The organism is Rhizobium sp. PK7-22 (genome assembly GCF_056530405.1).
Genome location: NZ_CP096513.1, coordinates 827,037 through 845,600, shown reverse-complemented (window position 1 = coordinate 845,600; position 18,564 = coordinate 827,037). Strand labels below are relative to the sequence as shown.

The following is an 18,564-nucleotide window of genomic DNA, read 5'->3' as shown; positions in this document are numbered from 1 at the left end:
GTCAGCGCCACGTTCGCAGAGAAATCGCGGCCACAAGGCAAGCCGGATCCTGCGTCTGGCTCACTTTTGCAATCCTGCTTTTCTGAGCGAAGCGGAGAACGTGGCCCGAGGATCTTCGAAGCGGCTTTGTCAGCGAAAGACGCCGGAGCAGCCTCATGCGTCGTTTATGAAGTTCATCTTTTTCATCCCTTCAAGTGACCAAAACCCTTCCGCCGGCGTCGCCTCCGAGGCCCAGCATTCGACGAGGCGCAGAGCCAGAGGGGAGTTGTTTTGATGGACCAGCGGAACCCCTTCGCGTCGCAACGCCCGGTTCGCCGTCCCGTGCAAGTTGTGGCTCCACTGACCGCCCGCATGTCAAACCCTACTTCTCATATAAATACACGGGGAGCTTTGCCAGCGCTTCACGACTTGCACCCGGAAGAAGTACCTTACCGGACGTCTCGCCTAGTTGGAGCTTTTCAAACGGAACAGCGACCAACGCTCCGACATCTCCCACAGAAAGAACCACAAAAACTTGCCCGCCGTCTCGGCTGAAGATGAAATCTTCGATCTTACCGATCGCTTCGCCCTTCTCATTGGTGACGGTCCTCAGCTTCAGGGTCTCGGCGCGATACCCTTTGGCAACGTCTTTAACATCAAGATCCACCAGCCCGACATCTTGGCCCGCTACGCTTGTGGCACCGATGGAATAGCATGCGAAGGCTATGCTGAGAGATTTTGCAATACTCATCATGGCATCAATCTCGTCGCCCGGTTTGGCTGCTCTGGGCGGCGCTCGGGAACGCCTGGTTGGCTAACATGTGTTTTCTATCCTTCCGCCCGTGGTCACGCCGCACAACTGCTCACTATTTACGGAGCGGACGTGAGTGCGCTTTGGCAGAAATCTGACGTAACGCAGCGCAGTCTGGCATCTAGGAGGTCGTCACGACGCGTACGCCCCCCTTTCGATCTATGACGTCGACGATAACATGAGCACCAGAACGCCGCACGGCGACATCCGCCGACGCTCTGCCAACTGACAGGTTGCGAAGGACTACCTCGTCCAGGAAGGACGGCAATCGGGGCTCGTTGAAGCAGATCTGCAGAGCACTTGGTTCAAACTCTAACCCAAGGCACGACTGCAGAAGCGACAATGGGGCCGCTGCCGCCCATGCTTGCGGAGAGCAAGCGACAGGATAGAAGGTCGGACCATGGGCGCGCTGACGCGGTAAGCCACAGAACAATTCAGGAAGCCGTCTCAGGTCAATATAAGTCGAAGCTGCAAACAGTCCTTCGAAGATGCGGGTGGCATCGGACCGGTGACCATATCGTGCCAAGCCATTGGCGATTATCGCATTGTCGTGAGGCCAAATAGAGCCATTGTGATAGCTCATGGGATTATATCGTGCTTCCGTCGAGGGGATTGTACGAATTCCCCAACCACAGAAGGATGATGCACCCATCAGTGTTCTGGCGATGGAAGAAACCCGTTCTGGGTATGCGACGCCGGTGAATAACGCGTGTCCGGCGTTGGAAGATCGCACGCGACAAGGACGCTTGTTGCCATCAAGAGCTAAGACGTAAGTGCCAAGCTCGTCATCGAAGAAGGTCAGGTCAAAGGCCCGCCGCAACCCTTCAGCTTTTGCGAGGTATTGCGTGGCTTGCGCCGGCAAGTTCAACCACCTGAAGATCTCCGCAGCACTCTGCCAGGCGCCGTAGACGTAGGCCTGAACTTCGGCAATAGCTATCGGACCGACTGCAAGGGTGCCGTCATCATGGAAAACTGAATCGTGACTATCCTTCCAAGCCTGGTTGATGAGGCCCTCTTCTGTCTGGCGCCCGTATTCCACGAACCCATCACCGTCGCGATCGCCATATTCGTCGATCCAGGTTAGAGCAGCCTCAAGATTAGGCTTGATAGTTCGTATGGTATCGACGTCGCCTGTCCTGCTAAGGTATCGACCAGCCAACATCACGAAGAGCGGCGTTGAGTCGATGCTTCCGTAGTAGCGCCGGAACGGGACTTCGCCGAGTTCGGCCATCTCCCCGTAGCGCACTTCGTGAAGGATTTTTCCGGGTTCAGCGTCGGAAGCCGGATCGACATCCTTTGCCTGGTTGGCTGCCAAGTGACAAAGAACCCCTCGGGCAATCTGTGGATCGAGCCAGAGTGTTTCGAAAGCCGTGATCAACGCATCCCGCCCGAAGACCGTGCTGAACCATGGGATGCCAGCATATGGGTAGGGACCCTCCGGCTTGTCGGTCATCAGCATGTAAAGATCTGAGACGCTGCGACGTGCGACCTCATTAAAGATCTCGTTGGAAGAGACTATCGACGCCGCACGCGAGGAAGAAGAGCGCAAGGCCCGGCGCGCGTTACGTAGGCCGATAAAGAAGGAACGAGAACTGGGCTGGCCGCCGGCGGTGTCGCAAGCAATTTCGATAAGGAGTGATCGTGCCTCATGCGGCTCAAGATGGAGTTCATAAGCAACGAGGTCGCTGCGGATCCCATCGGGCTGTGGTGCGAATGACACATGCGTCGAACGTTTCCGACCATCTAAACCAACATATGATAGCTGGACGGAGTCCTGCTCGATGACGGCGGGCAGATGGCGCCCTTTTCGCGCCCTCCCTGTTCCACGAACTTCGAAGAGGTCGGCAAAATCGGCGGCGAACGCTACTTCGATGTGAATGTGCTGCTTTTGGTCGTCGTAATTCCTGATCGCGAGCCGCTCATAGCAGCGACCTTCCCACAAGAAGCGGGATCGGCGCAGATGAATGAGATCGTGGCTTGCTCGCAGCCTGCCCTTACTGTCGAAGAGATCAGGATTGGTGAGATCGCAGGTGAGCGTCGCGTTGTCGTCGCGAAGTGTCGAGGACAAGAGCATCGGACGCTGGCCGTTGATCGTAAGGTAGAGATGGGAAAGGTAGCGGGTATCGCGATGGAAGACGCCTTCCGGGCTACCGGGCCCGGAAATAGCGTCACCATTGTGATCAAAGACGGCGAAGGTATCGCCGTGTTTCAAGGTTCGCGGTCGTCGCTCCTGCAGCGACGCCGCAGCGGGAATAAAGAATTGAGCAATTTGAGCCTCGTGACCTTTCGGATCTGTGACCGAGGTGTTGCTTGAAGAGACGATTGCCATGACGCGGGCTCCGGTTTCTCATGCTACCACTTGGAGATCGAGGGACTGGCCGTTGGCGCGGCGAAGCGGTGCGGCCTGCGTCCGCGTGCCAGGCAGTTGCCGGTAGATGTCGACATAGTCCCGCGCCATGCGCTCGGCTGTGAAGCGCCTTTCGAAAGTGGCCCTGACATTTCGCCGATCGAGTTGCAGAACCCGTTCAATCGTTGCAACGGCTTCTTGAACGCTATCCACCAATACACCGGAAACGCCATCGTCGATTACCTCTGGAGCAGAACCGCAGCGGAAGGCGAGCACAGGCGTGCCGCAAGCCATGGCTTCAATCATGACGAGGCCAAAGGGCTCTGGCCAGTCGATTGGGAAAAGCAAGGCGCTGGCATTGCCGAGGAAGTCAGCCTTCTGATGTTCGTTGATTTCGCCGATAAACTCGACGTGCGGATTGTTCTTGAGCATCGGCTCAATCACGCATTCCCAATAGGCTTTGTCGGCGTCGTCGATCTTTGCGGCCATCTTCAGCGGCATCCCGGCCTCGGCGGCAATTTGGATGGCGCGGTCTGGGCGCTTTTCAGGGGAAATTCTTCCGAGGAAGGCAAGATAGCCACCCTCGGGCTTTTCCTTAAAAGGCAGAAGGTCGATAGGCAGACCGTGGTAGACAGTGCCGGACCAGTTCACCGGCGGCATTGGGCGGCGTTGATCATTGGAAATCGACACCAAGGGTACATCTGCGAACGCTTTGTAGCAGGGCATGAGGTCCGGCAGGTCGAGCCGACCATGCAGGGTCGTAACGGTACGATCAGCGATGTCGCGGATCAGCGGGAAATGCAGAAGGTCGATATGGAAATGCAGGATATCGAATTCATGCGCCCGTCGACGGATCTCTTCCAGCATCACGACTTGGTGCGGTAAGTGATCTTTGACGGCCGGGTTGAGCCGTAATGCGACATCCGAGCACGCGACAAGTTTGGCGTCGGTGATGGAATCGCCGCTGGCAAAGAGCGTTACATCGTGGCCTTGGCCAACAAGTTCTTCGGTGAGATAAGAAACAATCCGCTCTGTTCCCCCATACAGCTTAGGCGGAACGCGTTCGGCGAGCGGTGCGATCTGAGCGATCTTCATCGGCAAAACCTCCTCAATTTGAGCAAAGCGTCGTCGGTAAAAATCAGGCCAGCGTCTTTGGCAGGCGCATAGCGGTCAGACGGAATTTATAGATGTCAAAGCGCTGTTGAGGTCGCCTCCTTCTGTGAGTTGTGCAGGCCAGGGCCACTTAGCCGGCGGAATCGTTTCGCCCGCTTTGAGCGCTTGTGACGATCAACAAGGTTGGACAAGCCGTGCTTTCCGATGCGCTCATCCCCAACGTCCAATGTCATCAGTGCTTGAATGATCTCGTCATAGGGGACGGCTTTGTCGGCGCCGGGGTAAAGGCGAAGGACAGGGTTGGACTCGATGGCAAATATGTCCGATGCCCAGGAGGCCAACATTGCTCGCTTTTCCTCAATGCTGATATCGGTGGCGACAAGGACGTCACGGGGGTGGCCGAAATGTCTTGGCGGATGAAGCAAGCGCGCCGCGCTTATCACTCCCGCCTCTTCTTCTGGCATCAGATGTGGAGCACATTCCTTCCGCATGTATCACTCCATTGATTTGGATCGATGGAACTTGGCTAACTCACTGCGATGGGAGGTGCCCGCCATCGAGGGTGCGGCGGGCACCAGCAGAGCGGTCCTTAGAAGTCCATGCCTGGACCGGCGGGCATTGCCGGAGCTGTTTCCTTCTTCGGCTTCTCGGCGATCATGGCTTCGGTCGTCACCAGCAGGCCGGCAACGGATGCGGCATCCTGAAGTGCTGTGCGAACGACCTTGGCAGGATCGATAACGCCCTGCGAATAGAGATCACCATATTCCCCCGTCTGAGCGTTCCAGCCATACGAGAATTCGGTTTTCTCGCGCAACTTGCCCACAATCAGAGATCCTTCGGCGCCAGCATTTGTAGCGATCTGACGCACGGGAGCCTCGATGGCGCGGCGGACGATCTCGATTCCAACCCGCTGGTCCGGGTTGGGGGCGTCAAGGCTGTCAAGCGCCTTCACTGCCCGCAGCAGGGCGACGCCGCCACCTGGTAGAATGCCTTCTTCGACAGCAGCGCGGGTTGCGTGAAGGGCATCGTCTACACGATCCTTCTTTTCCTTCACTTCAACTTCAGTCGAGCCGCCGACGCGGATGACGGCAACGCCGCCAGCTAGCTTGGCAAGACGCTCCTGCAGCTTCTCACGATCGTAGTCTGAGGTTGTTTCCTCGATCTGGGCACGGATCTGTGTCGTCCGGCCGTCGATATCGGCTTTGGACCCCGCACCATCTATGATGGTGGTGTTTTCCTTCTCGATCGAAACCTTCTTGGCGCGGCCGAGCATGTCGAGGGTGACATTCTCGAGCTTGATGCCGAGGTCTTCGGAGATGACAGTGCCGCCCGTGAGGATGGCGATGTCTTCCAACATGGCCTTGCGGCGGTCGCCGAAGCCAGGTGCCTTGACGGCAGCAATCTTTAGGCCGCCACGCAGCTTGTTGACGACGAGGGTGGCAAGCGCTTCGCCTTCGACGTCTTCAGCGATGATCAGGAGCGGCTTGCCCGATTGTACAACAGCCTCAAGAACCGGAAGCATGGCCTGCAAGTTCGAGAGCTTCTTCTCGTGGATCAAGATGAAAGGATCCTCGAGCTCCACACGCATCTTGTCCTGATTCGTGACGAAGTAAGGCGACAAGTAGCCGCGGTCAAACTGCATCCCCTCGACGACTTCGAGTTCGGTGTCCGCGGTTTTGGCCTCTTCGACCGTGATGACGCCTTCATTGCCGACCTTCTCCATCGCTTCGGCGAGGTAACGGCCAATTTCTTCATCTCCGTTAGCGGAGATGGTACCAACCTGGGCGATCTCGGAATTGCTGGTGATCTTGCGAGCGTTAGATCTGAGCTCCTTGACGACAGCGTCGACTGCCAGGTCGATGCCCCGTTTGAGATCCATCGGGTTCATGCCGGCGGCAACCGCCTTGGCACCTTCTTTCACAATCGCCTGAGCGAGCACGGTGGCAGTCGTTGTGCCATCTCCGGCTAGATCATTGGTCTTGGAAGCGACCTCGCGGACCATTTGGGCGCCCATGTTTTCAAACTTGTCTTCAAGTTCGATCTCCTTGGCGACTGATACGCCGTCCTTGGTGATGCGTGGAGCACCAAAAGACTTGTTGATGACGACATTGCGTCCCTTGGGCCCGAGTGTGACCTTAACGGCATCAGCGAGCACATCGACCCCACGCAGCATGCGTTCACGGGCGTCGGTACTAAACTTGACTTCTTTCGCAGCCATTTCTTTAACTCCTCAATAGGCAGCTATCTGACTGATGGTCGTGATGTTGATGCTCAGGCAGCCTGTTTCTGCTCAGCCTGGGCCTCAATGATCCCCATGACATCACTTTCCTTCATAATAAGAAGGTCCTCGCCATTGATCTTGATGTCGGTGCCGGACCATTTACCGAACAGGATGCGATCTCCCACTTTCACATCGAGTGCCTGGATCTGGCCTGTTTCATTGCGCCCACCGGGTCCGACGGCGATGACCTCGCCTTCCTGTGGTTTTTCCTTGGCGGTGTCGGGGATGATGATGCCGCCTTTGGTCTTTTCCTGAGATTCGACCCGGCGGACGAGAATGCGATCATGAAGTGGTCGGAACGACATGTTTTCCTCCATGGACAAACAAGAGTGACGTTGTTCCCCTCGCCGGACCGGACGACCAATCCGGAGCGGGTGCGAGGCCTCGTTGAGCACCTCGCGGCGATGATTTTATTTAGCTGCTTTCCAATTTCAAGATGGTGCGAGAGAAAAATTAGCAGTCGCGGTCGACGAGTGCTAATCGGCTGATGTGGAACATTTAAATGGCGTGGATGGTTCGTTTTTAACTGATCAAAGCATTAAGTGAGGCGACCCTGACAGGCGTGACAAAATTGGAGATGAGGCATGAGATTTTCATCAGATCTTGAGAGCCAGCTTCACGGCTATGGCCTGACGACAGCGCACATCCTTTACCGCATTCCAGACTTTGAGTCCGTCCTGCAGACATACGTCTGGCAGGACTACGATCTGGCGCCCGATTTTCCGGAAATGCGCAGGTTCCTGGATTTTTGGGAATCGAAGCTAGACGGGCCGCTGCATTCCGTGCGTTACAGCCACCAGCGTCTCATTGGCCCGAATGAGTGGAGGCAAGTCAGTGGCGAGTTCAAGCTGCATTAGCGCTTGAAAGCAAAATCTTCCCTTCCTAGGTCTTTCGTGACTGAGGCTTTGAGAGCTCAGTCACTTCCCCACGTCTGTTTAGAGTGAGGTTATGATGGAAGAGAAGATGAATACGATGAAAGACCTTGATGTGGAAGAACGGGAAGAGATCATTGTCGACATGGCCCGTGCCCTGGAAAGTGCGGCGCGTGACGCATTTGTTGAGGGCCATCGGCATTTCGCAATGGTTTCGACCAACATGGCCGAAGCGATCCGTATAAACGCAGATGAACTTGCCCGTGACGACCCACGCAACGCGGAGCGTGTGCTTGAGCAGGCGGCCGCGATGATCGCGCAAATCAAGGCAGTGAATCCGTACCCATTGGTGAGCATGTCTCTCCATTGAACGAACTGCCACCAAGACTTCCTTGCTGACATGCGGTGACCATTTAAGCCGTCATATGACAATCTAGCTGCTGCCTGCCTGTCTCACCCGCCATTTGTGTTAAAACCAGAGCCGCGATCGGTAATGGCGAGATCCGACGATGCACGCGGTCGCTGACATCGAAAGGATACAGGCAGCATGCTAGGAAACGAAAGTCGTAGTTCTGCCCCAGACCTGCGGGCGACTTCAATCTAAATTGACGATAGCTTTACCGTGCGGACAGCTGCCGACGTTATAAATTCAGGGTGATCGTCCTAACCGCATCGAGAATGGCGATGTACGGCTGAGCGTTCGTTAGCCTTACGACTGTCCAATTCGGCTGTGCTATGCGCCTTGCTCTTCCTCATCCGCAGATAGCAGATCGACAACTGTGGCTACCGGGCCGGTTGCAAGGGGCCGCCCTTCGCCGATCAAAGCTTCGTCACTATTGATCCAGGCCCAAGCTTCGGCAAGTTCAGCCGGTGTGGCACCCGTCGCGATGACTTCGGTCACGAGCGCTTCATCAACTGGACTGAGGACTGAGACGACATCTTATGAAATCTAGTCATGTCCGCTTGTCTCGCTCGCTGCAAGTGTCCCCATCCGCATGCCGACGGAGCTGGACACGTCATTTTTAACAATGCAATTTCAAAACATCTTGAAACGGTAATCACCAAAATTACATCAACTATGCCGGTTGCCCATTGGGGGCCGGCTTAAAGTCCAGGAGGCGCTGACTGCTTTTTGGCGTCTCCTGTATCCATGTTGCTTCAAAGGAGGATATGGTTATGAGGACAAATCCTGATTTCTCTCCCCTGTTCCGGTCAAGCATCGGCTTCGATCGGATGTTGGATGCACTCCAGGCAGCAAGCCGCATCGAGACCATCGATAGCTGGCCGCCCTACGACATCGTTAAAACCGGCGAAGACGACTATCGGATCGCGATGGCCGTCGCGGGGTTTTCGCATGACGAACTGACGATGACCCAAGAGCAAAACCTGCTTGTCGTCTCGGGTCAAAAGTCAAATGGGGAAGACGTGCAGTATCTGCACCGCGGTATTGCCGGCCGGAGCTTCCAGCGCCGGTTCGAGCTCGCCTATCATGTCAAAGTCGTAGGGGCCGACCTGGTGAACGGTTTGCTGACCATCGATCTCAAGCGCGAGATCCCTGAGGCGATGAAGCCGCGCCAGATCGAGATCCGAACCGACCAGGCACTGGCCACGGTCGATACGAAACAGATCGAGGCTGGAAAGCAGGCGGCTTAATCCGCTCGTCAGAACGTGAGACGCAGGCGCCGGGCTACCGGGCGCCGACGGGTTGATCTTGCCCCACCAACAGACAAGGAGGAAAACCATGAGTGTACGTGATCTCATTCCCTGGGGCCGCAACAATGGCAACCAGGTTCCCGGTTTTGCGCGCGATAACGATCAAGACCCATTCCTGTCTTTACATCGTGAGGTAAACCGGCTGTTCGATGACGTTTTCCGGGGCTTCGGTTCCGGCGTGCCCTCTTTGAATGGCGCCACCGGCTTTGGCGGTGGATGGCCGAGTGTCGAGATCTCCGATAGCGAAAAGGAGATCAAGGTGACGGCCGAGGTGCCAGGCCTGGAGGAAAAGGACATCGAAGTCCTGCTCAACGACGGAGTGCTGACCCTGAAAGGGGAAAAGCGCTCGGAAACGGAGAACAAGGACCGCCAGTTCTCCGAGCGCTACTACGGCTGGTTCGAGCGCCGTATCCCGCTTGGTGCCGAAGTCAAGGATGACCAAATCGATGCCCGCTTCAAGAATGGCGTGTTGACTGTGACCCTGCCGAAGACGGAAAGGGCGCTGTCGCAGGTCAAGCGGATCGCCATCAAGAGCTAGCTAGGATCTGATTTGCCCAACGGCCGGCCTACGGCGGCCGTTGGGATCCTTCGCCAATAGGGAGGGATGAACGATGGAGAATATTAGAGAGGCAAACTACGCAACCACTACCACGCAGTCTGTTCCTGGCTTAAGGCCTTCGAACGACAACCAGCGCAGGCATCTTTCTTTCGGCCGCTCGCCATTTCCTGAGGACGCCGTGGCCCGGATCTATAAGCCGGCACGCTCGGCGACGACCTCGGGTAACGCGAGAGCGAACGGCTGGAGACTCGTCTTCGAGCGTCACGATGCACCCTTCATCGAGCCTTTGATGGGCTACACCGGCGGCAGTGACACGCTCACACAGGTCGAACTGGAATTCCCGACCCTCCAATCCGCCATTCGCTACGCCGAGCGACAAGGCTTGCGCTACGTTGTGCAGAGGCGGGCGACCAAGACGGCCCACCGGGTCAAGCGACGGTCGGGCCAAGGATCTAAGCGGTCGTCCCACACCTTCTCCGACACCACCTTGAAGCGGCTCGGCCTTGCGGAACTTCAGGAGAGCTATGGCCAGGCACTTGACGGCGCAGCGGAGCGCGATGACCCAGCCGGTCCGGCAAGCTGGCGCTCACCGATGGACGTTGTCGGCGACCAGACGCTTTCCCTGGATGAGAAGCGCTCGATCCTGATGAACTGGGCCTGGACCGAGTATTTGGCCGATCAAGCGACCAATGAGGGCATGCCGGAGAACCAACGCCCGTCACGGCTCTACGAGGTCGAGCAGGCGTTGATCGCACTCGAACGGCAGGAAGAGCTTCCGTCGGGCGGCGTTACGGCCGATCAGGAAGCCGCATGAGGTGTTGTCATGGCTCCACATGTCGTCTTCGAATGAGAAAGAATCCTGCCGAACCCATACGCGCTGACGCTTGCCGCCGCCGCGCGTGCTCGTGCCCTCAATCGCGGTGCAGAGCCCCGGGCCGATGTACCGGCGGCAAACGCGACTGAACTTGCGCTGCAGGAAATTGCCAGCGAGGCCTTCAGTAAAGACGAGCTGGTGCCGTTCCTATGCGACCAGCAGACGGCTCCTGCAGCTTGCGGGTCCGCCCGGAGAAAATGGCTTCGCGGTAATGGCGGGCTAGGAGCTGTTGCCGCACCCAGCTCCCCGCCAGGGGAGACGGTTCATTGATGATGTCACCAACTGATAAGGAGAAATGAACGATGATGACGTTTCTGTCTTCGAACAACCGGAAGGCCTTCGATGTTGTCAATCTTGTCGCTGGCCTCGGAATTTTGATTTCGCCATGGTTGTTCGGCTTTACCACCGACACCTATGCCGCGTGGAACGCCTGGATCGTTGGCCCAGTTATCGCCGTGTTCGCCGCCGCCGCCCTCTATGCCTTCTATGAGGTGGAGGAATGGGGCAATCTCGTGCTTGGCCTATGGACCTTGGCCGCCCCATGGCTCCTCGGCTTCTCAGCCGCCACGACCGCGCTCTGGGTTCATGTCATTGCCGGTATCACCGTCGCAGTCCTTGCCGCCGGCAGCATCTGGTGCACCCATAACCGTCCATTCTCGGCTGCCTAATACAAAGAAGCGGGCAGGAACTCCCGGCCCGCTTCTTTGTTGGGCGACGCGCTTGGTCGGTGACCTCTTTTTCGAAGGAGAGCAAGCCATGTTTGAAATCGTGCTATTCCGGCGGATTGTCGCCTCGGTCGTCGTTGCCGCTGGAGCCGTCCTGGCCACCGTCAGCCCTGGTATTGGGCAAATGTCAACATCGGCAGCCACGTCCGCTAGCCTGCCGACACTTGCACCGATGCTTGAGCGAGTCACGCCGGCTGTTGTCAATATCGCGGTTGTCTCGCAAGCGCCCTCACAAGACAATCCTCTCTATAGTGATCCCAATTTCCGACGTTTCTTTAACCTGCCCGAGCCGCAACAGCAGACCCGGATGAGCGCCGGCTCCGGCGTTATCGTCGACGCCACCAAAGGCTACGTGCTCACCAACCACCACGTCATCGACGGCGGTACCGAAATTTCCGTGACGCTCAAGGATGGCCGGCAGCTCGCGGCAGAGCTCGTCGGGAGCGACAAGGAAACCGACATTGCGCTGCTTCAGATCAACGCGGAGAATCTGACAGCCATTGAGTTTGGCGATTCCAATGCCCTCAAAGTCGGCGACTACGTTGTCGCCATTGGCAACCCATTTGGCCTGGGGCAGACAGTGACCTCTGGCATCGTCAGCGCGTTGGGGCGGAGCGGACTCAATACCGAAGGCTATGAGGACTTCATCCAGACGGATGCCTCGATCAATCCGGGAAACTCGGGCGGCGCGCTCGTGACCCTCGATGGCAAATTAATTGGGGTCAATACTGCCATCCTAAGTCCCGCCGGTGCCAATATCGGTATCGGCTTTGCCGTCCCCAGCAGCATGGCGGCCTCTGTGATGGGCCAGTTGGCTGCCCATGGCAAAGTCGAGCGCGGCAGGCTGGGCATCGGCATTCAGGATCTTACGCCGGACCTGGCAGAGGCTCTTAGACTGGGAGACATACGCGGCGCCCTTATCGCCAATATCGAACGAGGTTCTCCCGCTGACGAAGCCGGATTGAAGTCGGGGGACGTCGTCACTGCCATCAACGGACGCGCCGTCGATGGAGCGACTGATCTGCGGAACCGCATCGGCCTCACACCGGCGGGCAGTGAGATCGAGCTGACGGTAAAGCGTGGTGACGATGAGAGGGTTATTGCGGTCACCATTGAAGCGAAAGTGGGGTCATCGGCTGATTTTTCCGGCACGCCGCTAGACGGCGCCACAGTTCGGGATGCTTCGGAGGAAGAGGCGCTGCGGACAGGCGGCGGCGTTGTCATCGAGAAAGTGGCACCTGGTAGCGCCGCTGCGCGGGCCGGCCTTCGAGGGGACGATCTTATCCTAGCGGTCAACCGAACGCCCATCGCGTCCGTCGCGGATCTGCAACGGGCGATAGCAGCCAAGCCACCCCTCCTGGCCCTTGAACTGGTTCGTGACGGCGCCGGCCTTCTTCTGGTGGTGCGCTAAAGATAAATTTGTGAACGGACATGAACAAGAAGACACAGTTCAACCTCTGGTACTGGATCGTCGCGTTCTTTATTCTGATGGTGTTCCAGTATTTCTTCGCGGCCGCCTATCAGGTTGCCCGGATCCCCTACAGCCAGTTCGAGACAGACCTTGAAGCTGGCAAGATCGCAGAGGTTGCGGTTTCCGACAACTTCATACAAGGCCGCTATAAGGAGCCGCAAAACGAGCGCCCCTTCTTCATAACGACGCGGGTCGATCCTGGTCTCGCCCAGCAGTTCCTGCAACATGGCGTTGTGGTCACAGGTCAGCTCGAGAGTACATTCCTTCGCGATCTGCTATCCTGGATAATCCCGGTGGCTCTCTTCGTAGGAATCTGGATGTTCATGATCAGGCGTATGGGCGGTGGGCTCGGCGGTGGCCTTATGCAGATAGGCAAATCCAAAGCGAAGGTCTATGTCCAAACTGATACGGGGGTGACCTTTCAGGATGTGGCGGGGGTAGACGAAGCCAAGGATGAACTAAAAGAAATCGTCGACTTTCTGAAAGGTCCTGCCGAGTACGGCCGGCTTGGGGGACGCATGCCAAAGGGCGTCCTTCTGGTCGGGCCGCCTGGCACCGGAAAAACGTTGCTGGCGCGCGCTGTGGCGGGCGAAGCCGGTGTGCCCTTTTTCTCGATCTCAGGCTCCGAGTTCGTCGAGATGTTCGTTGGTGTCGGTGCGGCGCGCGTACGGGATCTATTCGAGCAAGCGCGAGCCAGGGCACCTGCCATCATTTTTATCGACGAGCTTGACGCCCTCGGCCGCGCTCGTGGCATTGGGCCCATGGCCGGCGGGCATGATGAGAAGGAGCAGACGCTGAACCAACTTCTAGTCGAGCTCGATGGTTTCGATTCCTCCACGGGTCTCGTCTTGCTGGCGGCAACGAATAGACCTGAAATTCTTGATCCTGCTTTGCTGCGCGCGGGCCGTTTCGATCGGCAGGTGCTGGTGGATCGCCCGGACAAAGCGGGCCGCGTTCAGATCCTTGGCGTGCATCTTAAAAAGATAAAACTGGCGCCGGATGTCTCCCCAGAAAAGATCGCGGCGCTCACTCCGGGCTTCACAGGCGCCGACCTCGCCAACTTGGTCAACGAGGCGGCCCTGCTAGCGACGCGCAGGCGGGGGGAGGCCGTGACGATGTCCAACTTCAACGACGCCATCGAGCGCATTGTCGCCGGGTTGGAAAAACGTAATCGGCTGCTCAATCCAAGGGAGCGGGAAATAGTCGCATACCACGAAATGGGACATGCGCTGGTCGCTATGGCTCTGCCCGGCGTAGATCCGGTCCACAAGGTGTCAATTATTCCGCGTGGGGTAGGCGCGCTGGGCTACACGATTCAGCGGCCAACAGAAGACCGTTTCCTGATGACGCGGGAGGAACTAGAGAACAAGATGGCGGTATTGCTCGGCGGCCGGGCAGCAGAAAAAATAGTGTTCGGACATCTGTCGACAGGCGCGGCCGACGATCTGATCAAGGTCACTGATATCGCTCGCGCCATGGTTACCCAATATGGAATGACGGAGAAGCTTGGCCATGTCGCGCTGGAGAAGGATCGGCGCGCTTTCCTCGCGCCAGGCAACTCTCCGTATGGCCCGCAAGAACGTCACTATTCGAATGAAACCGCCGCTGCGGTCGATGAGGAGGTTCGCAGGATTCTTAATGAAGCATTCCAACGAACGGTCGCCCTGCTCACCGAGCGTCGAAAAGTGTTGGATCATACGGCAAGATGTCTCCTCGAGGAGGAAACACTTGATGAAGGGGAGTTGAATTCGCTTTTGGAAGCGGTGGAACCATAGATGCAACCTGCCTGAGAAGACGGTCTGCGAACAGGAGGACGGATCTGACCCTTGGTTGGTAAGTTGGCGGGAGATCGTTTAATTTGAGCTGTGACGGATGGATGTGATGCGCAAAATTATGTTCATCATCATTTTTTGCCCCACTTGCTTGGCAGCAATGAGGGTCGCCACGAGCCAGCTCCCGCTTTTGGCTTCTGTCTTAGGTGCCTTGATGGTCGCTGCTTCATCGCGCGTTGCGTTGTCCCGGCAGCGTCTAGAGCCATTGCTCGTCTCGCATCCCTTTTGCATCAATCGCACCGCCAAGTTCGGTAAAAACGACACGGGCGCGGGTCCCGCCAAACCGCCAACGCCACTGATGAGAGATGGTGGTTTTGAGCTTCGATCTTCCAATGTTACGATCAACAGGAGATACAGATGAGCCAGGATCCCTACGAGCTTTTGGGGGTCAAGCGAGGGGCCTCGCAAAAGGAAATCCAAACGGCCTTCCGCAAAGCGGCCAAGAAACTGCACCCGGATCTGAACCCCGGTGACAAGAAGGCTGAGGCAAAATTCAAGGAGATATCCGCAGCCTACGAACTCCTGAGCGACGAGGAAAAGCGCAGTCGGTTCGACCGTGGTGAGATCGATATGACGGGCACTGAACAGGCTCCTCGCCACTTCTATCGGGAGTATGCCTCCACAAGCCGCCCAGGCGATGCCTACCACAACGGCGCCGGCTTTGCCGATCTTGGTGAAAGTGACGATATCTTTGCAAGTTTCTTTTCGCGTCGCGCCGGCGGTCGGGGGCAACAATTCCGCGCATCTGGAGGTGACCGGCATTTCTCGATGGACATCGATTTTCTGGATGCGGTCAACGGTACGAAGACTAAGGTTGTTCTGCCCCAGGGCTCGACGCTCGACGTGCAAATACCACCTGGAACTGACGACGGACAGACACTGAGGCTGCGCGGCGCAGGCGAGCCAGGCATCGGCGGCGGACCAGCCGGAGATGCGCTGATCGCAATCCGCGTCCGACCACACCCCCTCTACACCCGCGAAGGTGACGACATCCGCCTTGATCTCCCAGTTACAATCCGAGAGGCGGTGCTTGGAGGCAAGGTGCGTGTACCCACGCCTTCTGGCCCCGTGAACCTCAAACTGCCACCGTACTCCAACAGCGGGAAGATCTTCCGCCTTAAGGGGCGAGGTGTTCGAAAGCCTGGCGGCCCACCCGGAGATGTCTATGTCATCTTGAGGATCGTGTTGCCTGACGCACCCGACGAAGCACTCAGTGCATTTGCGGAAAGTTGGACTGCCGGGGTTACCCAAAACCCGAGAAGGAGTTTAGAGGACTGAACATGGACGATTTGGAATTCCGTATCCAACTTAAGATTGGGGCAAGTGAGCTTGATCTTTGGGTGGAGCACGGTTGGCTGGCGCCTCAACCAACGGCTGGACAGAGACGGTTCCGGGAGGCGGATCTCGCCCGCGGGAAGCTAATCATCGACCTTATCCAAAACCTGGGTCTCAACGAAGAGGGTGTCGATATTGTCATGACGCTCATTGATCAGCTGCATGGGGTTCGTGGCGCCCTCAAGGATCTCGTCTCTGCTATCAATCAGGAGGATATAGTCGTTCAGCGACGTCTGCTAGCGGCCTTAGACGGGCTTCACGATCTCTAACGATCGCTTGCGGTGATGGTTTCTTGGGCACTCCTGTCCGGAAACAGGAGGTAAGTTTCCTTGACAAGCCACGGCCCGACATCGCTACGCCCTCTCGCAGCCGTGATACCCATATCGGTCTGCGCGGGACCGGCCGAAACGACGGAATGCGCGGGCGCATGAGCAAGAGCTGACCCAAGTTCGAGAACGGCGACGTTCAGAACGCGCAGCTGCGGCATGTGCCGCACCGGTTGCCGGACAGTGAGAAGAGCGTCCCCCAGGATGTGCTGCAGCCGGAACATCCTGCAACACGTCACTGATCACAGGCTTCGCGCACTTGCGGAGCGCAGCGCGTCGGCCAAGGCACGCACACCGGGGCTTGCTCCCATGGCGTCGACGTCGGCAAAATTGGGGAATTTACTTCGGCACTTCCTTCTGGGGAAAATTCACGCGGCATTGACAATATGCCAAGCTGCGTGGTTGTCGGTCAAGATCCCTTCAAGACGTTACTGAAAGGCAGTATCTTCCATAAGCCGTTGCCGGATATAGGTGACGCGGATGCCGAGGCGGCTGCGCTGATCGGAGCGTGCATTTCTCCCCATTGGATTTTCGCTCGCAGTCCTTGAACTTGAAAATCTCGAAAACCAAATCGTTTACCGCCAGTCGCTGAAGACGGGGCTGGCTTTGCTGGAAGCGCCGTCTTTCGGCGGTTCCGTACCCATGTTGCTTCAAGGAGGATATGGCTATGGCAACATCTAACGATTACGCGCCGCTCTTCCGCTCGAGCGTCGGCTTCGATCGGATGTTCGACATTCTCAAGAATGCGCAACGCGCTCGTTCAATCGGCGATTGGCCGCCCTACGACATTATCAAGACCGGTGAGGACACCTGCCGGATCTCAGTTGCAGTCGCCGGATGCGCCCAAGACGATCTCGACATCACATTCCAGTCGAACCTTTTGACGGTGACTGGCAAGAAGCAGGAAAAGCTAGGCGAGGGCTATCTGTATCGCGGCATTGCTGGCCGGCCGTTCGAGCAACGGTTTGAGCTAGCAGACCACGTCAGCGTCAGCGGCGCTGTTCTGAACAACGGTCTGCTATCGATCGAGCTCGTCCGTGAGATCCCGGAGGCAATGAAACCGCGCAAGATTAATATCCAGCGCTATGACAAACTGGCACCGTCGGTCGCGCCTGCGCAGCTCGAAGCGCAGAAGGCTGCTTGACTGACAGGGCGCCACTGCAGTGGCGCCTTTTCGGACCTGGAGGAAGGAGGAAAAGATGAAGTTCGATTTGTTCAGGCAACCAGTAACCATTCTTGTCGGTCTTGGTTTCCCGACTAAAGTCCGGGGGGTCATGGACGCCTATCGACACCTATGTGAATGGCCGGCGTCGCAGAGGGACTCAGCACATTCACTAGCGATGAAAGCATGCAGCGCCGCCCTCCGCGGAGAAATCGAAGCTGAGACAGCTCGTGGGTTGTTTGCTGCGTTTGCCCAGAAGCATGAGTTGCTGGCACCGAACGTAGACGTTTCTGCTGCACCTCGGCTGTGGCACGACCAGGATCCACACGTTCAGTGATGCGCCGCTATCAGATTAGGGCCGACTCTGGACCAACGGGAGACGACTGTCCGTATTCGCAGAACGGCCTGGGAGGGATCAGATGTCATGCCCGCATCGTCCCTCCCGGCAACCGCGGTTTCTTGCTCACCGGCGTGAGCCCCTTCAGGGGAGGATGAAAGCACGGGTCGTTGGTTCGATTCCCTTCAAGGCGGAGGCTTCGGCAACTTTGCGCCAACTGCGGACGAGGGTGTCGGCCTGATCGCGCCAACAGGAGACATGCCGATGATCTTGAAGATATCTGAGGAACCGGTTTACCAAGTGCCCCGCAGGACGAGCTAGCAATTGACCTCACGCTCGCCTGCTGGCGGTGGTCAAGGTCAAAAACGCTGAGCGAACGCCGCAAGCTGGTTCTAGAGTCTCTCGCCAACGGCGCGCGCGCCGCAGCCGGCCTCGAGGATATTCCTCACAAAGTTGGGTGTCGTTTGGCACTTACCGCAAGAATGCGGGCGTCTGGATGTCGTTTGGCATTTAATCTGGACTTTCGTCGAGCACCGTCGCAGCAGGTGAGAAGCGCTCCCCGAGAATTTCTTCTTCGGTATCACCCATGGAGCGGTTGGCCCCCGCGTTCCAGCTGCTAATGTGACCGCCGGTCACCATGTAGATCGCGTAGTCAATGATCGCGTCGACGAGCGTGCGATGTCGACCGTCGAGCATGTGGTCGGCCAGTCCAGCCACGTTCGCTGTCATTGGAGCTTCCTTCCTGGACAACGCCGGCGGCAGCGTCCTGTGTATGACCCTGCATGTAGCAAGACAAGGACGAAGAGCAAGACGTAGCCAAGCTTATG

21 protein-coding genes are annotated in these 18,564 nt (G+C 57.4%); 13 read left to right on the top strand and 8 right to left on the bottom strand.

Going from position 1 to position 18,564, the window contains the following annotated elements; all coding sequences use genetic code 11:
- Window positions 1-361: 361 nt before the first annotated feature.
- The 6 genes from M1E10_RS04275 to M1E10_RS04250 form a co-directional block, all read right to left on the bottom strand.
- A complete protein-coding gene (locus tag M1E10_RS04275) occupies window positions 362-733 on the bottom strand; it encodes a PRC-barrel domain-containing protein (protein WP_499172884.1) in 372 nt (123 codons plus the stop codon).
- A 178-nt stretch (window positions 734-911) separates the two neighbouring features.
- Window positions 912-3,119, bottom strand: coding sequence for an amylo-alpha-1,6-glucosidase (locus M1E10_RS04270; RefSeq protein ID WP_499172883.1), 2,208 nt, complete (start codon window positions 3,117-3,119; stop codon window positions 912-914).
- 18 nt (window positions 3,120-3,137) lie between these two features.
- On the bottom strand, window positions 3,138-4,232 hold the full coding sequence (locus M1E10_RS04265; RefSeq protein ID WP_499172882.1) for a glycosyltransferase family 4 protein: 1,095 nt from the start codon (window positions 4,230-4,232) through the stop codon (window positions 3,138-3,140).
- Between the two features lie 95 nt (window positions 4,233-4,327).
- A complete protein-coding gene (locus M1E10_RS04260; RefSeq protein ID WP_499172881.1) occupies window positions 4,328-4,741 on the bottom strand; it encodes a hypothetical protein in 414 nt (137 codons plus the stop codon).
- Between the two features lie 98 nt (window positions 4,742-4,839).
- Window positions 4,840-6,468, bottom strand: coding sequence for a chaperonin GroEL (gene groL, locus M1E10_RS04255; RefSeq protein WP_499172880.1), 1,629 nt, complete (start codon window positions 6,466-6,468; stop codon window positions 4,840-4,842).
- A 53-nt stretch (window positions 6,469-6,521) separates the two neighbouring features.
- Entirely contained in the window at window positions 6,522-6,836 is a 315-nt protein-coding gene (locus M1E10_RS04250; RefSeq protein WP_499172879.1) for a co-chaperone GroES, read from the bottom strand.
- Between the two features lie 279 nt (window positions 6,837-7,115).
- Between M1E10_RS04250 and M1E10_RS04245 the strand changes: the two genes are divergently transcribed.
- Both M1E10_RS04245 and M1E10_RS04240 read left to right on the top strand, forming a co-directional pair.
- On the top strand, window positions 7,116-7,388 hold the full coding sequence (locus M1E10_RS04245; RefSeq protein WP_499172877.1) for an usg protein: 273 nt from the start codon (window positions 7,116-7,118) through the stop codon (window positions 7,386-7,388).
- A gap of 94 nt (window positions 7,389-7,482) precedes the next feature.
- Complete coding sequence (locus M1E10_RS04240; protein ID WP_499172876.1) at window positions 7,483-7,773, top strand: hypothetical protein; 291 nt, start codon at window positions 7,483-7,485, stop codon at window positions 7,771-7,773.
- Between the two features lie 363 nt (window positions 7,774-8,136).
- Here M1E10_RS04240 and M1E10_RS04235 read toward each other — a convergent pair whose 3' ends face one another.
- Window positions 8,137-8,304 (bottom strand): hypothetical protein, encoded by a 168-nt coding sequence (locus tag M1E10_RS04235; RefSeq protein WP_499172874.1) that lies wholly within the window; start codon window positions 8,302-8,304, stop codon window positions 8,137-8,139.
- A gap of 275 nt (window positions 8,305-8,579) precedes the next feature.
- On the opposite strand from M1E10_RS04235, the gene M1E10_RS04230 reads away from it, so the two are divergent.
- The 11 genes from M1E10_RS04230 to M1E10_RS04180 all read left to right on the top strand — a co-directional run bounded on the left by M1E10_RS04230 (window position 8,580) and on the right by M1E10_RS04180 (window position 17,737).
- A complete protein-coding gene (locus M1E10_RS04230; protein WP_499172873.1) occupies window positions 8,580-9,056 on the top strand; it encodes an alpha-crystallin domain-containing protein in 477 nt (158 codons plus the stop codon).
- 88 nt (window positions 9,057-9,144) lie between these two features.
- A complete protein-coding gene (locus M1E10_RS04225) occupies window positions 9,145-9,654 on the top strand; it encodes an Hsp20/alpha crystallin family protein (protein ID WP_499172872.1) in 510 nt (169 codons plus the stop codon).
- A 73-nt stretch (window positions 9,655-9,727) separates the two neighbouring features.
- A complete protein-coding gene (locus tag M1E10_RS04220; RefSeq protein ID WP_499172870.1) occupies window positions 9,728-10,489 on the top strand; it encodes an ETC complex I subunit in 762 nt (253 codons plus the stop codon).
- A 42-nt stretch (window positions 10,490-10,531) separates the two neighbouring features.
- Window positions 10,532-10,819, top strand: a complete 288-nt coding sequence (locus M1E10_RS04215) for a DNA-directed RNA polymerase subunit omega (RefSeq protein WP_499173473.1) — start codon at window positions 10,532-10,534, stop codon at window positions 10,817-10,819.
- A gap of 32 nt (window positions 10,820-10,851) precedes the next feature.
- Window positions 10,852-11,217: an SPW repeat protein gene (locus M1E10_RS04210; protein WP_499172869.1), complete on the top strand. Its 366-nt coding sequence runs from the start codon at window positions 10,852-10,854 to the stop codon at window positions 11,215-11,217.
- An 88-nt stretch (window positions 11,218-11,305) separates the two neighbouring features.
- A complete protein-coding gene (locus M1E10_RS04205; RefSeq protein ID WP_499172868.1) occupies window positions 11,306-12,685 on the top strand; it encodes a DegQ family serine endoprotease in 1,380 nt (459 codons plus the stop codon).
- A gap of 20 nt (window positions 12,686-12,705) precedes the next feature.
- Complete coding sequence (gene ftsH / locus M1E10_RS04200) at window positions 12,706-14,520, top strand: ATP-dependent metallopeptidase FtsH/Yme1/Tma family protein (RefSeq protein WP_499172867.1); 1,815 nt, start codon at window positions 12,706-12,708, stop codon at window positions 14,518-14,520.
- Between the two features lie 414 nt (window positions 14,521-14,934).
- Window positions 14,935-15,855 (top strand): J domain-containing protein, encoded by a 921-nt coding sequence (locus tag M1E10_RS04195; RefSeq protein ID WP_499172865.1) that lies wholly within the window; start codon window positions 14,935-14,937, stop codon window positions 15,853-15,855.
- Between the two features lie 2 nt (window positions 15,856-15,857).
- Entirely contained in the window at window positions 15,858-16,181 is a 324-nt protein-coding gene (locus M1E10_RS04190; RefSeq protein WP_499172864.1) for a chaperone modulator CbpM, read from the top strand.
- A gap of 724 nt (window positions 16,182-16,905) precedes the next feature.
- Entirely contained in the window at window positions 16,906-17,382 is a 477-nt protein-coding gene (locus M1E10_RS04185; RefSeq protein ID WP_499172863.1) for an alpha-crystallin domain-containing protein, read from the top strand.
- Between the two features lie 55 nt (window positions 17,383-17,437).
- A complete protein-coding gene (locus M1E10_RS04180; protein ID WP_499172862.1) occupies window positions 17,438-17,737 on the top strand; it encodes a DUF982 domain-containing protein in 300 nt (99 codons plus the stop codon).
- 510 nt (window positions 17,738-18,247) lie between these two features.
- On the opposite strand, the gene M1E10_RS04175 is transcribed toward M1E10_RS04180, so the two are convergent.
- Window positions 18,248-18,466, bottom strand: a complete 219-nt coding sequence (locus tag M1E10_RS04175) for a hypothetical protein (RefSeq protein WP_499172861.1) — start codon at window positions 18,464-18,466, stop codon at window positions 18,248-18,250.
- Window positions 18,467-18,564 lie beyond the last annotated feature (98 nt).

Coding starts and splice junctions, on each gene's coding strand:
- M1E10_RS04225 (WP_499172872.1), top strand. CDS start 9,145: ATGAGTGTACGTGATCTCATTCCCTGGGGCCGCAACAATGGCAACCAG.
- M1E10_RS04210 (WP_499172869.1), top strand. CDS start 10,852: ATGATGACGTTTCTGTCTTCGAACAACCGGAAGGCCTTCGATGTTGTC.
- M1E10_RS04270 (WP_499172883.1), bottom strand. CDS start 3,119: ATGGCAATCGTCTCTTCAAGCAACACCTCGGTCACAGATCCGAAAGGT.
- groL (WP_499172880.1), bottom strand. CDS start 6,468: ATGGCTGCGAAAGAAGTCAAGTTTAGTACCGACGCCCGTGAACGCATG.
- M1E10_RS04265 (WP_499172882.1), bottom strand. CDS start 4,232: ATGAAGATCGCTCAGATCGCACCGCTCGCCGAACGCGTTCCGCCTAAG.
- M1E10_RS04195 (WP_499172865.1), top strand. CDS start 14,935: ATGAGCCAGGATCCCTACGAGCTTTTGGGGGTCAAGCGAGGGGCCTCG.
- M1E10_RS04190 (WP_499172864.1), top strand. CDS start 15,858: ATGGACGATTTGGAATTCCGTATCCAACTTAAGATTGGGGCAAGTGAG.
- M1E10_RS04205 (WP_499172868.1), top strand. CDS start 11,306: ATGTTTGAAATCGTGCTATTCCGGCGGATTGTCGCCTCGGTCGTCGTT.
- M1E10_RS04180 (WP_499172862.1), top strand. CDS start 17,438: ATGAAGTTCGATTTGTTCAGGCAACCAGTAACCATTCTTGTCGGTCTT.
- M1E10_RS04250 (WP_499172879.1), bottom strand. CDS start 6,836: ATGTCGTTCCGACCACTTCATGATCGCATTCTCGTCCGCCGGGTCGAA.
- M1E10_RS04240 (WP_499172876.1), top strand. CDS start 7,483: ATGGAAGAGAAGATGAATACGATGAAAGACCTTGATGTGGAAGAACGG.
- M1E10_RS04260 (WP_499172881.1), bottom strand. CDS start 4,741: ATGCGGAAGGAATGTGCTCCACATCTGATGCCAGAAGAAGAGGCGGGA.
- M1E10_RS04275 (WP_499172884.1), bottom strand. CDS start 733: ATGATGAGTATTGCAAAATCTCTCAGCATAGCCTTCGCATGCTATTCC.
- M1E10_RS04245 (WP_499172877.1), top strand. CDS start 7,116: ATGAGATTTTCATCAGATCTTGAGAGCCAGCTTCACGGCTATGGCCTG.
- M1E10_RS04230 (WP_499172873.1), top strand. CDS start 8,580: ATGAGGACAAATCCTGATTTCTCTCCCCTGTTCCGGTCAAGCATCGGC.
- M1E10_RS04220 (WP_499172870.1), top strand. CDS start 9,728: ATGGAGAATATTAGAGAGGCAAACTACGCAACCACTACCACGCAGTCT.
- M1E10_RS04185 (WP_499172863.1), top strand. CDS start 16,906: ATGGCAACATCTAACGATTACGCGCCGCTCTTCCGCTCGAGCGTCGGC.
- M1E10_RS04175 (WP_499172861.1), bottom strand. CDS start 18,466: ATGACAGCGAACGTGGCTGGACTGGCCGACCACATGCTCGACGGTCGA.
- ftsH (WP_499172867.1), top strand. CDS start 12,706: ATGAACAAGAAGACACAGTTCAACCTCTGGTACTGGATCGTCGCGTTC.